The organism is Autumnicola tepida (genome assembly GCF_031846485.1).
Lineage (GTDB): Bacteria > Bacteroidota > Bacteroidia > Flavobacteriales > Flavobacteriaceae > Autumnicola > Autumnicola tepida.
In genome coordinates, this window is record NZ_JAVRHQ010000007.1 from 19,881 (window position 1) to 34,445 (window position 14,565).

Consider the following 14,565-nt stretch of genomic DNA (forward strand, 5'->3'; position numbering starts at 1 on the left):
ATGTACTGCAAAGGTAAAACTTTAGTTTTTGCTGATCACTTTGCCGCCAAAAAGTGTTTGTTTGTCTATTACTTCGGGATTTCCGTAAACGTTCACTACTCCCCCGGCACGCACTTTAGCAACAACTTGCTTAGAGGCATTTATATCTGCCACCCCGCCCGCACTAATGTCTACATTGGTATTACGGCTGCGAAGGTTGCCACCATAAAATTTTCCGCCTGCCCTGATACTTATCTCCTGATGACCAGCAGTTCCTTCCACATCTATTTCCCCACCTGTTACCGCTTTGGCTGTTAATTGATTTACTTCAATATTAGCATGAATTTCAGCTCCTTCCTGGGATTCCAGTTCCAGGTTTCCCTGTTTAACAGGATTTTGAATCCTGATGGTGGCATTTTGAACAGCACTTAGCTTATGTATTTCCGTATAAAAAACTTTTATATGAACATCTTCATCTTTCCAGATGTTATCAATGCTTTTTTTAATCTTCAGTACACCGTTTCTGACTTCAAACTCCACATCTTCCCTGTTTTCCCCGGTAACCACAGCTTTATTTACATTGGATTTGCTAAGGGTAATCTGCAGTCCATTGGAAACTTTTAGTTCTTCAAAATTATCAAGATTATGAACTACTTCCTGTGCCAGCCCTATGGAACCACAGAGAAGGGTTAAAACAACTAGTAAATTTTTCATTAAAAAATCATTTATTTTCATATTCCTCACGAGATCCCAACAAAGTAAGGTCCAATTGCCGCTTAAGTAAATCGGCGTTTTTTACGCGCACGTAAACTTCATCTCCAAGCTGATATGTTTTTTTGGATTTTCTTCCCACAACTGCATAATGCTCAGCATCAAATTCATAATGATCATCCTTTAGATCCCTAAGCCTTACCATTCCTTCGCACTTGTTTTCTTCAATTTCAACAAATATCCCCCATTCTGTCACTCCTGAAAGCACGCCAAGAAAATCCTCATTTTGATGATCCTGCATAAACTTCACCTGCATGTACTTTATAGAATCCCTTTCCGCATTTGTGGCGAGGTTTTCCATTTCACTGCTGTGGTGGCATTTTTCATCGTACTCTTCTTCATTTGCTGAAGGCTGATCCTCCAGGTACCGCTGCAGCAACCTATGAACCATAACATCTGGATAACGCCTTATAGGAGAAGTAAAGTGTGTATAATAATCGAAGGCCAGGCCGTAATGCCCAATATTCCCGGTGCCATAATAGGCCTTGCTCATGGTTCTTATGGTAAGCGTATCTACCAGGTTTTGCTCTTTTTTCCCCTGAACATCTTCCAGTAAGGAATTTAGCGAAGAAGACACCGTTTTCCTGTCTTTCAAATTTAATTTATGACCAAATTTAGCCACCAAAGTTTGAAGGGAGGCGAGTTTTGTATCGTCCGGTTCATCATGGCATCGGTAAACAAAAGTTTTCTTAGGCTGCATCTTTCCTATGAATTCCGCTACTTTTCTATTGGCCAGCAACATAAATTCCTCAATTAACTTGTTGGCTTCTTTAGCAGTTTTGAAGAAAACCCCAACCGGTTCGTTTTCCTCATCAAGCTTAAATTTAACTTCAACTTTATCAAAAGAAATCGCTCCTTCCCGCATTCGCCTGGACCGCATAATTTTTGCCAGATCGTTTAGCTGAAGAATAGCTTCCACGATGTTATCATCTGTTTTATAAGCCTTATCCTGAATGGAAATATCTTCAGGAATATCTCCCGATTTGGTTTCTATAATATGCTGGGCTTCTTCATAGGCAAAGCGGGCATCAGAATAGGTTACTGTTCTTCCAAACCACTGATTTTTTACGTTAGCATTTTTATCAATTTCAAAAACGGCTGAAAAAGTATACTTTTCTTCATGAGGGCGTAAAGAACAGGCGTTGTTGGAAAGAATTTCCGGTAACATTGGCACTACACGATCTACAAGATAGACAGAAGTTGCCCTTTCATAAGCTTCTTCATCCAGGATGGTATTCCTCTGCAGGTAGTGGGAAACATCTGCTATATGGATCCCAACCTCAAAATTGCCATTTTCAAGCCTCTTAAAACTTAGGGCATCATCAAAATCTTTAGCGTCTTTTGGATCTATGGTAAAAGTAAGATCCTTTCGCATGTCCCTTCTTTTGCTAATTTCGGATTCCTGGATAGAGGTATCCAATTTATTTGCAAATTCTTCCACTTCTTTCGGGAATTCATGCGGAAGTCCGTACTGGGCAAGAATGCCATGAATTTCGGTATGATGTTCTCCCGGGGTACCAAGGACTTTGGTTATTTTTCCAAAAGGAGAGTCTGCTTTTGCCGGCCATTCTTCAAATTCGACGACCACTTTATCTCCATTTTTGGCGTCAGCAATTTTGTTACGCTGTACAAAAATGTCTGTATACATTTTGGTATCATCTATTTTAACAAAACCAAAATCCTTTTTCAGGTCCAGGATTCCAACAAATTCCGTTCTTTTTCTTTTTAAAATTTTAGTTACTTCCCCTTCAGATTTTTTTCTTCTGCGCTTGTTATAAATATAAATTTCAACTTCATCTCCATGAAAAGCGGTATTAAGGCAGTTTTGAGGAATAAAAACGTCATCTTCCAGCTCATCAACAAGTACATAACCATATCCCTTGCTGGTCATATCCAGTTTACCCTTATAATAACTGGCGCTGGCTTCAATTTGGTATTTCCCTCGTTCAACCTGCGCGATTTCTTTTTTAGCGGTAAGCTGAGCGAGCTGCTTAGTGATCTGATTGCGGCTGCTGGGGTCGTCTACGCCAAGTATGGAAGCAATTTGTTTGTAATTGTATGTTTTACCTGAATTTTTTCTGAGAATATCTAATATTTTCTTGGATAAGTTTCCAATCTTCTGTGAGGGATTCTTTTTCTTCTTTTTCTTCATTTGTATGTATAATTGATAAAATTACAGCTTAAAAGTTACATTTTACATCTTTGAATGTAAAGTTTTAAAGGTGTAAAGTCTTTTAATGATATCATATTAATATCTGAGTCTTATTTTCGAAAGAATGAATAATTACGCTTTAGGATAAAATAAATTTCTAAAACGTTATTAAAAACTTAAAATTTTCATAAATTTGTTCTCTAACGTACTCCCCCAGGACGTTTATTAAAAACTAACTTATGGGCTTGAGTAAACCAAATAGGATTTCAATCTTATTCTTCTTTATCTTTTTTATTGGGGTAGTCGGTTTTACCGCATACATCAATTTTTCCCTCAATAAAAAACAATGTGCCAGTTCACTTCTTTCATCTGAAGATGTGCGCACTACCTCTTTAACAATTCAGCATTAAATCTTATCTTTAACGGGCTTGCTTACATGCCTTTATGAAGAATTTTATCTGCCTGGCCACCTTTACCTATGCCCACGAATACCTGGTTATCCAGCCATTGTTAAACCAGGAAAATATACGCTACTTATTTGAAAACGAAACCCTTATCGGGTTATTTCCTTATTATTCCAACGCCTTTGGAGGTATTCGGCTTATGGTACATCCCGAAGATATTACCGAAGCAAAAAGAATACTTGATTCTTTCACTAAAGGTTCTTCCCATCTCAGGATCGTTTAGTTGTTAACAGCTATATTATATTTATTTGTTTCTTCTTTTTTTAAAAATTAAAAATGGATGTTATTATAGGCTGTTAATTTGTGGAATAAAATTCTGGAGGAATATTTGTTTTTTCAGTTATAATCATTTGGTAACATCTTATCAACAGGTAAAGGAATTCCTAACTGCCTGACAGGCTTAAACTTTTAAGGTTTACTTAACAATTGTCCAATTTAAAATGTTAAGATTAATTTTAATTCTTTTCTTTATTCCAGCTGTTCACAATTAAAATTTCGATGCTGATAACTCCCTAAAAAATCCCTGAGTTATTTTTTGATTATTTCATTCTGATTTTAGTATTGAAATTATTCCTCACTCCTGCAAATAAGATTGTAATTTTATCATCATGTGTTATTCACATGCTATTGTTATTTACAAATGCCTGGAATTAAAGGCTTTTTAAAAAGTAATTAACAATTGAAAAATGCGTGGTTAATAAGCCCTTTTTTTACCTTTGTTTCTATAAAATAGATAAGATGAAAATAGCGATAGGAAACGATCATGCCGGTACCACTTACAAACAAAAAGTAGTGGAATACCTTGAAAACAAAGGGATTAAAGTTATTAACCATGGTACCAATTCTGAAGATAGCGTAGATTATCCCGATTTTGTTCATCCGGTGGCAAAAGATGTGGCGGATAAAAACGTGGATTTAGGCATTATAATTTGTGGGAGTGGAAACGGCGCTAATATGACGGCCAATAAACACGCTGAAATAAGATCTGCCCTTTGCTGGACTTCAGAGATTGCTGAACTTGCCCGCAGCCATAACAACGCGAATATTTTAAGCATTCCCGCACGTTTTGTCTCGGTGCATCAGGCTGTTGATATGGTGGATACCTTTTTAAATACAGAATTTGAAGGAGGAAGACATCAGAAAAGAATTGATAAAATTCCGGTTAATAAATCCTGTTAAGGCAGCATTTAAGTTAAACAACGGAATCAAGAATAATTAATGGAAATAGAAATAAAGGAATTCCCAGATCTTAATCTAGAAGAATTATACGAGATCCTGCAGTTGCGATCTGAAATTTTTGTGGTAGAACAGGATTGTGTTTATCAGGATATAGATGGAAAAGATCAAAAAGCTCTACATATTTTAGGTAAAAAAGAGGGAAAAATCGTTGCCTATACCCGCTGTTTTGATAACGGTTTTTATTTTGAAGAAGCTGCTATAGGGCGTGTTCTTGTAAAGATGGAAGAGCGAAAGTATGGTTATGGACATAAAATAATGCAGGCTTCCATAGCAGCGATTAAAGAGCGGTTTAAAACCGAAAATATTAAATTATCTGCCCAGCAGTACCTTATTAAATTCTATGAAAGCCATGGCTTTTCAACAACCGGGGAAGGTTATCTGGAAGATGGTATTCCGCATATAGCCATGGTGAAAACAAGCTGATTACCTGAGGATTTCGCTATATTTGGAAGGATCATTTAATATCTCTTTTGCCTTGGTAATTTCAGGGTTATGAACAACGTAATAATCATAAAGCCCTTCCTTATAAAAATAGCGTTTAATAATCTCGTCTGTAATTAAGCTCGCTATTTCAGCTTTTTTCTCCTCCAGTTCTTTCTTTTTATGCTGTTCAATTTCTGAAGATATATCTTTGTAATCCTGAAGGATTTTTTCTTCAAATCCTTCCTTTTCTGCAGTTATTAACACTTCTTCCAGCTCTTTTTCAGTAGTGGTCTTGTATTGAAAATCAGAGCTTTTCAGAAAATTTTTAAAATCTTGATATTCCCCATCACTTAAACTGAAATCCTGTAATTCAGGTTTTTCATGGGAGTAATAATATTCTGTCGCAAAATCAAAAATAGCATCTTCCATTAGTAAAGCCTGGGTAATACCGCTATATTCCGAAGTTTGTAATCTTACATCTGGTAAAATTCCGCCGCCGTCATAAACCTTTCTCCCATTACGGGTTGTGAATTCATTATAATCTTCAGTCCTTGTTCTTACGGCATTTCCCTCTTCATCCCTGGTACGGTAATCCAGCGCCTGTATACACCTGCCGCTGGGGGTATAATACCGGGAAATGGTAATTTTAAGCTGAGTGCCGTACGCCAGTTCTTTTGGACGCTGTACAAGGCCTTTTCCAAAACTCCTGGCACCTACCACCACTCCCCTGTCCAGGTCCTGGATTGCCCCGGCCACAATCTCGCTGGCAGAAGCGCTTCTGCCATCTACAAGCACAACCAAAGGTATTTTAGTATCTATGGGTTCTTTTTGTGTAAAATACTCCCTGTTGTATTTTTCAATAACCGATTGTGTGGTTACGATCAACTCATCTTTTGGTACAAAAATATTGCTCACGTTAATAGCTTCTGCAAGTAAACCCCCTGGATTTCCCCTAAGGTCAAGAATGATCTTTTTAGCGCCCTGGTTTTTTAGATCTTTTAATGCCCTGGCAGTTTCTGAAGAAGCTTTGGCATTAAACCTGGAAAGCACAATATAACCGCTACCATCATCCAGCAAAGTGTGATATGGAACCGCTTTTAAAGTAACAGATTCCCTGGTGAGCGTGGTGGTTTTAATTTCTCCATGTCTTCTAAAGGTAAATTCTACACTGGAATTATCGGCTCCATTAAGCAGTTCTCCCGCATCCTCCTGAAAATTTGCCACCCTAATGTCTCCAATCTTTATTATCTCGTCTCCTGCCTTTAATCCGGCTTTATCTGCCGGGTAGCCTTTGTATGGTTCCAGGATGGTAATGGCGTCTTTCTCCATTTTTACAGTGGCGCCAATTCCTGTATATTCGCCGGAATTATTGATCCTGGCAGCTTCCACATCCTGCTCGTTCCAGTAGTTGGTATAAGGGTCCAGGTCCTGCAGCATTGCTTTAATAGCGGTATCCATGAGCTCGGCAGGATTAGTTTCATCAACATAATTCATGTTGATTTCCTTAAAAAGCGTGGTAAATATTTCAATTTGCTTGGCAATCGCGAAAAAATCTGATTTAAAGGAAACGCTACCAAAGAATATTCCCGCGCCAACTATTAGAACTGCTATTTTTTTTGCTGAATTTCCCATTTTTCTTTTTCTTTAAATTTTTCCAACAGCTTCTCCATCTTTACGAAAAGCTCATCATAACGCAATTCTTTTGGAGAGGTGTAGATAAACATGAACGCGTATGGAGAAGAAATAGTGCTGCTCACAAGATACTTATTTTTTCTATAAACCTCACGCATCAAACGTTTTATCCTGTTTCGCTGTACCGCAGTTTTTATTATTCTCTTCGGAACTGAAACTCCGGTTTGAAACTGTACTTTCCGGCCTTCAGGAAGTTTTATATAGATAAGGCGAAGAGGAAAATTTTTAACCGATTTCCCCTCCTGAAAAAGCTGCTCAATAAGCTTTTTGCTTTTTAGTTTTTCTTTTTTTCCGAAGGTTTCTTCCATGCACCAAAAGTAAGAATTGAAATGGATTTGAATTATTGAGATTAGTTTTGTTTCTATTTTACTTAACCAGGTGATCATTTTTATAAACTAAAAAACCCTCTTCCGTAGAAAAGGGTTTTAAAAATTTCTTTCGGAAGGGATTTTATCTTCCCTGCCCGCTTTCTTCTGCGGAATTTATTCCTGAATCAGCGGGAAAAGTATTGTTGCTTCGGTCTACATCTGCCATTAGCTGTGATTCATCTATAACCACAGACTGAATTTCAGATTTTGGAGCATCAATCATTAAATTATAAGTTGGATTAGCCCAGGGCCAATCTTCTTTTACAATCCTTTCCACGTCTCCTGAAGCTGGCTTTTCCCAGTGCATCATTCGCAACGGCATGTAAAACAATTCTTTTTGCCCGTCATTAAAAGTAACCGTTACTTCCACAGGCATTGGCATGTTCCCAATCCTCTGAAGGTTTATCTGTGTGGAATCTCCTTCAGCTTCAACAGATTCTATGGCGTAATCTATGGTATTGGTAGTCCTGGTCCAGTCTGTTAAATACCAGTCCAGCTCTGCTCCTGAAACTTTTTCAGCAACTCTTATAAAATCATTTGGGGTGGGATGTTTAAATTTCCACTCATCGTAATAACGATTCAAGGTTTTCTGAAGATTATCTTCCCCAATAATATAGCCAAGCTGTGACAGGAAAATTGCCCCTTTTGAATATGCGGCCACGCTGTAAGCGAAATTATAATCATAACGATCTGCGTGCGTACTTTGTGGCTGTTCCACACCACTTCTTACTAGTTGATTATAGCCTCTGTACGAACCTGCATGCGGATTTTCTTTTTCTGAATTCATTACCTCATTCATCGCTTCGTCTGAAATATATGAAGTAAAACCTTCGTCCATCCATTCGTTCTTAGACTCATTAGTGGCAAGTAAATGCTGAAACCAGGCATGAGCAAATTCATGCGCGGTAACACCAACAAGGCTTTCGTAACTTCTTTCGCCGGTAATAAGCGTAAGCATGGCATATTCCATACCGCCGTCTCCTCCTTGTACCACAGAATACTTATCCCATGGATAAGGCCCGATATGCTCGTTGTAAAACAGCAGGAGTTCTTCGGTTTTTGGCTGAAGTTTCTTCCAGTTTTCTACAATTTCAGGATTGTTTTTGTAAAGAAAATGAAGAACTGTTCCATCCTTGGCAGTCAGTTTATCGTGAATATATTCAGGATCTGCCGCCCAGGTAAAGTCGTGTACTTTTGGAGCAACAAAATGCCAGGTTAGTTTATCGCCTTTTTTGCGTTTAACTTTAGTGCCTTCTTCCTCATAACCATAGCCAATTTCCTGCGGATTTTGAAGATATCCTGTACTTCCTAAAATATAATCTTTATCAATAGTTATTTTCACGTCAAAATCTCCCCACACGCCATGAAATTCCCGGGCGATATAAGGATCTGCATGCCAGCCTTCAAAATCATATTCGGCCAGCTTTGGATACCACTGGCTCATGGAAAGTGCAACTCCTTCAGCACTGTTCCTTCCTGAACGGCGGATTTGCAAAGGCACCTGCCCCTTAAATTCCATCTCAAAAGTGGTTTCGCCACCAGGAAGAACAGGTTCTGCCAACTGTACTTCCAGGATGGTCCCCTCTTCGTTATAATCCAGCGCCTGCCCGTCCTGGCGTAAAGAATTAACCCTTAAATAGCCAATTTCGTCAGGCTGCAGTTTGGCTATTCGGCTTTCATATTCAGGATTTTCACGGGTGCCAAGATTGTTCACCATTCTGCCATCAGGATCGGCAATGCTTTGAAGCCTCATATCCATTTCGCTTCCCGGCTGGAATGCATTAAAATAAAGATGATAAAACACCTTGTGCAGAGTGTCGGGTGAGTTGTTGGTATAAACCAACTCCTGTGTTCCCGTGTATTGATAGTTTTCCACATTCATGTCCACATCCATATCGTAATTAACATGTTGCTGCCAGTAGGTGGAATTGTTCTGGGAATAACCCAGGGCTACGGCAAAAATGGAAAGGCTTAAAAGTATTTTTTTCATTTAGATGATTTTTATAAAATAATTAGTTTTAGAAAGTATACAAACAAATTTTACAATTCTATGTCTCCATGTGCAACTTTATCGGCAAGGATAAGGGCGTTGTATAAATTCACCATTTTTCCCGAAGTGGAAAGCTCACTGAAATTTTTGGTGCTTTGCCCCTGCTCTCCCACCATCACCATAGTTCCGGTAGAAAGTCCGCTGTTCATGATAATGTGCTTAACCTGCGCGGCGCTTAATTTTGGATAATATGAACGAATCATGGCTGCAACCCCTGCTACGGCAGGAGAAGCCATAGAAGTTCCCTGAAGGAACTCATATTCGTTATTTGGAGTGGTAGACCAGATCTTGCTTCCGGGCGCGAAAACATCTACATTTTTCTTTCCGTAGTTTGAAAATCCTGACACAAGGCCAGAGCCATATTCATAATTTAACGCGCCAACGGTTAAAAAGCTATCGCTAATTTCTTCAGGAGCTTCAGGATACTGATCGTTTGGATAAACTCGGTTTTGGTCCAGATCCAGACTTTCATTTCCTGCCGCGTTCACGATTAGCACATCGTTTTCCGCAGCATATTTAAGGGCATCTATCACCCATTCAGGATTTGGAGAGAAATATTTACCAAAGCTGGTATTAATCACCTTTGCGCCATTGTCTACGGCATAGCGAATGCCAAGCGCAATATCTTTATCATATTCATCTCCATCGGGAACCGCGCGAACAGGCATAATTTTTACATTATTGGCTATTCCGTTAATCCCGATATTGTTATTTCTTTCCGCAGCAATAATTCCAGCCACGTGGGTACCATGTTTTACATCCTCCTTATCTTCAGTAGGGCCGTCCACATCGTTATTTCCATAATCTGTATCTGTGATGTCGTAAGGATCATCCCCAACAATGGCCCTTCCGTTTAAATCAAGGTTGAAGTGGGAGTCCAGGCGGTTTTTAAAATAATCTATGGTTTCTGCCAATTGCTGAAGGGCAGCAGGAATATTTTCGTCTACATTATTCTGTATTTGAGTCAGCATTCCCTTATACTGCGCCATTTGCTGGGAAGATGCTTCCATTGCGGAAAGTTCTTCCCTGGTATAATCTTCTTTTCCAAGCCTGTTCGAAACGGCAGCGTGGGCAGCAACCAACTGTTCCTGGATTTGCTGGTATTGCTGAAGGTTTTGCTGAACCTCGCTTACTTCCTTCTGGTATTCGTCTTTTGCGCGCTGGTACATGATAAATTCCTGCCGGTCTGCAGTGCTGATGGAGCTGGCGGTTTTACCTTCATATTTTGGCTTCAGGCGCTTGTAAATACGCACATATTCAAGGTTTTCCTTTACGGCATCACCCAGGAAATTCCAGCCATGGATATCATCTACGTAACCATTATTGTCATCATCTTTATTGTTGCCTGGAATTTCGTCGGAATTTGTCCAGATAACGCCATCAAGGTCTTCATGTTCAATATCTACTCCACTGTCTACAACCCCAACAATTACGGTTTCCCCTTTCCTATTCTGAATAATTTCATCATAAGCTTTACGAACAGACATTCCCGGAATAGTATCGGTCTGAAGATCGGCACCACTCCAGTCTTTTAGCTGGACCTCGGTTAGAGGCTGAACTTTAAGCGGAATGGAATCTATTTTTTCTATTGGAGTGGAAACAAGCCTTGGAGCTGTACTACCACAGGCGGTAAGCATTGCTGCCGCTGTTATGGTAAGCAGCGGCTTAAAAACTGGTATTTTCATAGTATATTTCTAATTAAAAACTTCGTTGAATGTGAATTTTTCATCTAATCGCACACCTTTTTCCGTGTGTTTTACAGTGATAATTTCATTATGGGCGTCGTGTTCCATGAACAAATAAAAATTTTCATCTGCTGCCTTATCCAGAAATATCTTTTTCTCCGGAAGTGTTAGCAATGGCCTGGTATCAAAACCCATTACATACGGTAAAGGAATATGGCCCGCGGTTGGCAGCAAATCTGCCATAAAGACAAGGGTTTTATCTTTATACCTAATGTGCGGGATCATTTGTTTATCGGTGTGTCCATCAACAAATAGCACGCCAAAGCCAAAATATTCGGAATCTGTATAATTCTGCATGTCGCCGTTACGCTCCAGAAAATGCAGTTTTCCGCTTTCTTCCATAGGGAGGATATTTTCCTTCAAAAATGAAGCTTTTTCCCTGGCATTGGGTTGGGTGGCCCATAACCAATGGTCTTCATTGCTCCAAAAACGTGCGTTTTTAAAAGCGGGTTCATAGCCCGTGTGGTCTTTATTCCACTTAATGCTGCCGCCACAATGGTCAAAATGCAGGTGTGTCAAAAAGACATCTGTAATATCATCCCGGTGAAAACCATGATTTTTAAGGGATTTATCAATAGAATGTTCTCCCCAGGGATAATAAAAGCCAAAAAATTTATCATCCTGCTTATCGCCCATCCCGGTATCAATAAGAATTAATTTATCCCCGTCTTCTATAAGTAAGCAGCGGGCAGCGATATCTATCATATTATTGGAATCTGCAGGATTTGTGCGGGACCATAAGGTTTTTGGAACCACCCCAAACATAGCCCCTCCATCCAGTTTAAAATTGCCGGCTTCGATAGGATATAATTTCATGTTGATTTTTTTTCTTATTCTTGAATATTCTATATGCAAAATAGAAAAACTAAACAGCACTAAAATAGATTTAGAATCTTTTAACAGCAAGCATGGTAACTGGACAGGACTGGAAAGCATAATTCCCATTTTTTAGTACTTTTAGCTTTTAAATAAATAAAGAACATGTTAGAACTGGCAGGAATAATAATACTCGGTATACTGGCGCAATGGGTGGCCTGGAAATTTAAAATTCCGGCTATCCTGCCTCTTATCCTTATAGGACTGGCAGTAGGGCCCGTGGCCACACTTTTTACTGAAGACGGCAGGAAGATAATTGAGCCTATCTGGAACGGCCAGTCGGGACTTTTTCCCGGGGAAAGTTTGTTTTATTTCGTTTCCCTGGCCATTGGAATTATACTTTTTGAAGGAGGTTTAACCCTGCGAAAAGGCGAAATCCTTAACGTGGGGCCGGTGATTGTTAAGTTAATAACCATTGCCGTAATAGTTACTTTTATAGGTGCAGGAATAGCAGCTTATTTAATCTTTGACCTGTCCTGGCAGATTTCCTTTCTATTTGCAGCCTTAATCATTGTTACCGGTCCTACCGTGATAACCCCCATCCTGCGAAATATCCCGCTGAAAAAAGATGTTTCAGCCATTCTTAAATGGGAAGGGATATTAATAGATCCCATAGGTGCCCTTGTTGCCGTTCTGGTTTTTGAATTTATCTCTGCAGGCGAAGGCAGGGAATATACGGCCACAGCAATGGTGGATTTTGGAAAAATTGTGCTTTTTGGCTTTACCTTCGGTTTTACTTTTGCCCATGCCCTGGCATTCAGTATCCGAAAAAATATTATTCCACATTATCTTATGAATGTCTTTACACTGGCGGCTGTGCTGGGGGTTTTTGTACTTTCAGACCAGTTTGCCCACGAAAGCGGGCTACTTGCCGTGGTGGTAATGGGAATGGTAATGGGTAATATGAACCTGCCAAACCTCAAGGAACTGCTTTACTTCAAAGAATCTTTAAGCGTACTGCTAATTTCCATTTTATTTATCCTTCTGGCGGCAAACATGAATATTGATGATCTGTATTTAATGTTTAATATTAATGCGCTTATACTCTTTGCTGTGGTGGTTTTTGTGATCCGCCCCCTGGGAGTTTTTGTGAGCAGTATTAATTCTTCCCTTAAATTCAATGAAAAATTATTTATAAGCTGGGTTGGACCCCGCGGGATTGTTGCTGCGGGTATTGCTTCCCTCTTCGGAATAAAACTCGCCAGCCAGGGAGTTGAGGGTGCCGAATATATTACTCCGCTTGTCTTTATGATTGTGCTTGGAACCGTGTTGCTAAATGCCACCACCGCCCGGCTTTTCGCTCAGCTTGTTGGGGTTTTTCTGAAGAATTCCTCCGGAATATTGATTATTGGGGCTTCTTCCATGCCAAGGCTTATTGCAGCTTATCTGAAGAAGAATAACCGGCACGTCGTGTTGGTGGATAACAATGGAAGCAATGTGCAAAAAGCAAAAGACCTGGGAATTGATGCCATCCAGGACAATGTTTATTCTGATGACCTTATCAATAACATTGAGCTGAACGATATTGGCTATTTAATGGCCATGACGAGCAACAGTGAAGTAAATGATAACGCGATTAGAAAATTCAGAAAGCACTTTGGCGAAAATGGTTCTTTTCGGGTAGTCTCTCCTGATGAGATGCAGGACCCGGAAAAGAATCCGCGGGAAGGATTATTTTCCCAAACAGATGACTATATAAAACTTACCAACCTGGCCCGCAAATATCCTTCAATCCAGGAAATAGAACTTAATTCCAAAGAACATTATGAAGGGCTCATAGAAATCACTAAAACCGATAATGATATAATTCCCCTCTTTGTAAAAAATAATGATGGAGATCTAAGCATAATCCCTTCTAACAGCACTTCTGTAGATATTGAAGAAGGATATAAAATGGTTTACCTGGGAAAAGAGTTGGAAGTAGCCGAAAATAAAGATAAAGTTGAATCCAGGGAAAGCGTGGAAGACGAAGATTAACCTTCCTCTTCCATTGCGGCTATAAGTTCATCGTTTATTTCGAGATTGTGGTAAACATTCTGAACGTCGTCATCTTCCTCAAACTTATCTATAAGCGCAAGAATTTTTTTCGCATCTTCCACCGGAAGTTCTACGGTATTTAAGGGAATGCGCTGTACTTCGGAATTTTTTGGCTCAATTTCCAGTTCTTCCAGTTTGGAAGACATTAACCCAAAATCGGTAAATTCAGTATAAACAGTTAGGTAATCTTCTTCTTTTTCAATAGTGGAAGCACCGCCTTCGATCAACTCCAGCTCCAGCTCTTCCATATCCATTTCAATCTTTTCTTTTTCAATTACAAAAACCCCTTTTTTATCAAATAAAAACTCCAGGGAACCATTAGTACCAAGGCTGCCGCCATTTTTTGAAAATATAGACCTTACCGAGGCAACGGTTCTATTGGTATTATCTGTGGTACATTCCACAAAAATTGCGATCCCGTTTGGGCCGTAGCCTTCAAAAGTCACTAACTCATAATTATCGGCATCGGCGCCACTGGCCTTTTTTACGGCACGTTCAATGGTGTCTTTGGGCATATTTACCCCTTTCGCATTCTGGATAGCGTTTCTAAGTCCCGGGTTTGCTTCAGGATCGGGCCCTCCTCCTTCTTTTACGGCAACCGTTATTTCTTTAATTGCCCTGGTAAACTGCTTCGCCCTTCGCTTATCCTGCGCTCCCTTACGGTGCTTTATATTCGCCCATTTACTGTGTCCGGCCATTGTGTAGTCTGTAGTTTTTAGTTCGTAGTCTTTAGTCGGTAGTTTTTCCACCGAACTAATATGACATGAAT

Annotated in this window: 12 protein-coding genes; 4 read left to right on the forward strand and 8 right to left on the reverse strand. The window is 39.6% G+C overall.

What is annotated here, in order from left to right; all coding sequences use genetic code 11:
- Positions 1 to 21: 21 nt before the first annotated feature.
- Positions 22 to 693 carry a head GIN domain-containing protein gene (locus RM553_RS07630; RefSeq protein WP_311534332.1) on the reverse strand — a complete coding sequence of 224 codons (672 nt, stop codon included), beginning with the start codon at positions 691 to 693 and terminating at the stop codon, positions 22 to 24.
- Between the two features lie 7 nt (positions 694 to 700).
- Positions 701 to 2,902, reverse strand: a complete 2,202-nt coding sequence (gene rnr, locus RM553_RS07635) for a ribonuclease R (protein WP_311534333.1) — start codon at positions 2,900 to 2,902, stop codon at positions 701 to 703.
- A 444-nt stretch (positions 2,903 to 3,346) separates the two neighbouring features.
- Here rnr and RM553_RS07640 point away from each other — a divergent pair, with 444 nt between their 5' ends.
- The 3 genes from RM553_RS07640 (at position 3,347) to RM553_RS07650 (ending at position 5,028) form a co-directional block, all read left to right on the forward strand.
- Complete coding sequence (locus tag RM553_RS07640) at positions 3,347 to 3,589, forward strand: putative signal transducing protein (protein WP_311534334.1); 243 nt, start codon at positions 3,347 to 3,349, stop codon at positions 3,587 to 3,589.
- A gap of 515 nt (positions 3,590 to 4,104) precedes the next feature.
- Positions 4,105 to 4,545 (forward strand): ribose 5-phosphate isomerase B, encoded by a 441-nt coding sequence (gene rpiB / locus RM553_RS07645; protein WP_311534335.1) that lies wholly within the window; start codon positions 4,105 to 4,107, stop codon positions 4,543 to 4,545.
- 39 nt (positions 4,546 to 4,584) lie between these two features.
- Positions 4,585 to 5,028 carry a GNAT family N-acetyltransferase gene (locus RM553_RS07650; protein ID WP_311534336.1) on the forward strand — a complete coding sequence of 148 codons (444 nt, stop codon included), beginning with the start codon at positions 4,585 to 4,587 and terminating at the stop codon, positions 5,026 to 5,028.
- Here the strand turns inward: RM553_RS07650 and RM553_RS07655 are convergent, their stop codons facing one another.
- The 5 genes from RM553_RS07655 to RM553_RS07675 form a co-directional block, all read right to left on the reverse strand.
- Positions 5,029 to 6,660, reverse strand: a complete 1,632-nt coding sequence (locus tag RM553_RS07655) for a S41 family peptidase (protein ID WP_311534337.1) — start codon at positions 6,658 to 6,660, stop codon at positions 5,029 to 5,031.
- Entirely contained in the window at positions 6,636 to 7,028 is a 393-nt protein-coding gene (rnpA, locus tag RM553_RS07660; protein ID WP_311534338.1) for a ribonuclease P protein component, read from the reverse strand. Before rnpA ends, RM553_RS07655 begins: the two co-directional genes overlap by 25 nt.
- Positions 7,029 to 7,170: 142 nt before the next feature.
- A complete protein-coding gene (locus RM553_RS07665; protein ID WP_311534339.1) occupies positions 7,171 to 9,078 on the reverse strand; it encodes a M1 family metallopeptidase in 1,908 nt (635 codons plus the stop codon).
- Positions 9,079 to 9,128: 50 nt separating this feature from the next.
- Positions 9,129 to 10,823: a S8 family peptidase gene (locus tag RM553_RS07670; RefSeq protein WP_311534340.1), complete on the reverse strand. Its 1,695-nt coding sequence runs from the start codon at positions 10,821 to 10,823 to the stop codon at positions 9,129 to 9,131.
- A gap of 9 nt (positions 10,824 to 10,832) precedes the next feature.
- Positions 10,833 to 11,699, reverse strand: coding sequence for an MBL fold metallo-hydrolase (locus tag RM553_RS07675; protein ID WP_311534341.1), 867 nt, complete (start codon positions 11,697 to 11,699; stop codon positions 10,833 to 10,835).
- 165 nt (positions 11,700 to 11,864) lie between these two features.
- On the opposite strand from RM553_RS07675, the gene RM553_RS07680 reads away from it, so the two are divergent.
- A complete protein-coding gene (locus RM553_RS07680) occupies positions 11,865 to 13,736 on the forward strand; it encodes a cation:proton antiporter (RefSeq protein WP_311534342.1) in 1,872 nt (623 codons plus the stop codon).
- Here the strand turns inward: RM553_RS07680 and RM553_RS07685 are convergent.
- Positions 13,733 to 14,494 carry a YebC/PmpR family DNA-binding transcriptional regulator gene (locus tag RM553_RS07685; protein ID WP_311534425.1) on the reverse strand — a complete coding sequence of 254 codons (762 nt, stop codon included), beginning with the start codon at positions 14,492 to 14,494 and terminating at the stop codon, positions 13,733 to 13,735. The genes RM553_RS07680 and RM553_RS07685 overlap by 4 nt on opposite strands.
- Positions 14,495 to 14,565 lie beyond the last annotated feature (71 nt).

What these genes read in the sequence shown, in the direction of transcription:
- RM553_RS07630 (WP_311534332.1), bottom strand. Translation starts at nt 693, where the DNA reads ATGAAAAATTTACTAGTTGTTTTAACCCTTCTCTGTGGTTCCATAGGG.
- rnr (WP_311534333.1), bottom strand. Translation starts at nt 2,902, where the DNA reads ATGAAGAAAAAGAAGAAAAAGAATCCCTCACAGAAGATTGGAAACTTA.
- RM553_RS07640 (WP_311534334.1), top strand. Translation starts at nt 3,347, where the DNA reads ATGAAGAATTTTATCTGCCTGGCCACCTTTACCTATGCCCACGAATAC.
- rpiB (WP_311534335.1), top strand. Translation starts at nt 4,105, where the DNA reads ATGAAAATAGCGATAGGAAACGATCATGCCGGTACCACTTACAAACAA.
- RM553_RS07650 (WP_311534336.1), top strand. Translation starts at nt 4,585, where the DNA reads ATGGAAATAGAAATAAAGGAATTCCCAGATCTTAATCTAGAAGAATTA.
- RM553_RS07655 (WP_311534337.1), bottom strand. Translation starts at nt 6,660, where the DNA reads ATGGGAAATTCAGCAAAAAAAATAGCAGTTCTAATAGTTGGCGCGGGA.
- rnpA (WP_311534338.1), bottom strand. Translation starts at nt 7,028, where the DNA reads ATGGAAGAAACCTTCGGAAAAAAAGAAAAACTAAAAAGCAAAAAGCTT.
- RM553_RS07665 (WP_311534339.1), bottom strand. Translation starts at nt 9,078, where the DNA reads ATGAAAAAAATACTTTTAAGCCTTTCCATTTTTGCCGTAGCCCTGGGT.
- RM553_RS07670 (WP_311534340.1), bottom strand. Translation starts at nt 10,823, where the DNA reads ATGAAAATACCAGTTTTTAAGCCGCTGCTTACCATAACAGCGGCAGCA.
- RM553_RS07675 (WP_311534341.1), bottom strand. Translation starts at nt 11,699, where the DNA reads ATGAAATTATATCCTATCGAAGCCGGCAATTTTAAACTGGATGGAGGG.
- RM553_RS07680 (WP_311534342.1), top strand. Translation starts at nt 11,865, where the DNA reads ATGTTAGAACTGGCAGGAATAATAATACTCGGTATACTGGCGCAATGG.
- RM553_RS07685 (WP_311534425.1), bottom strand. Translation starts at nt 14,494, where the DNA reads ATGGCCGGACACAGTAAATGGGCGAATATAAAGCACCGTAAGGGAGCG.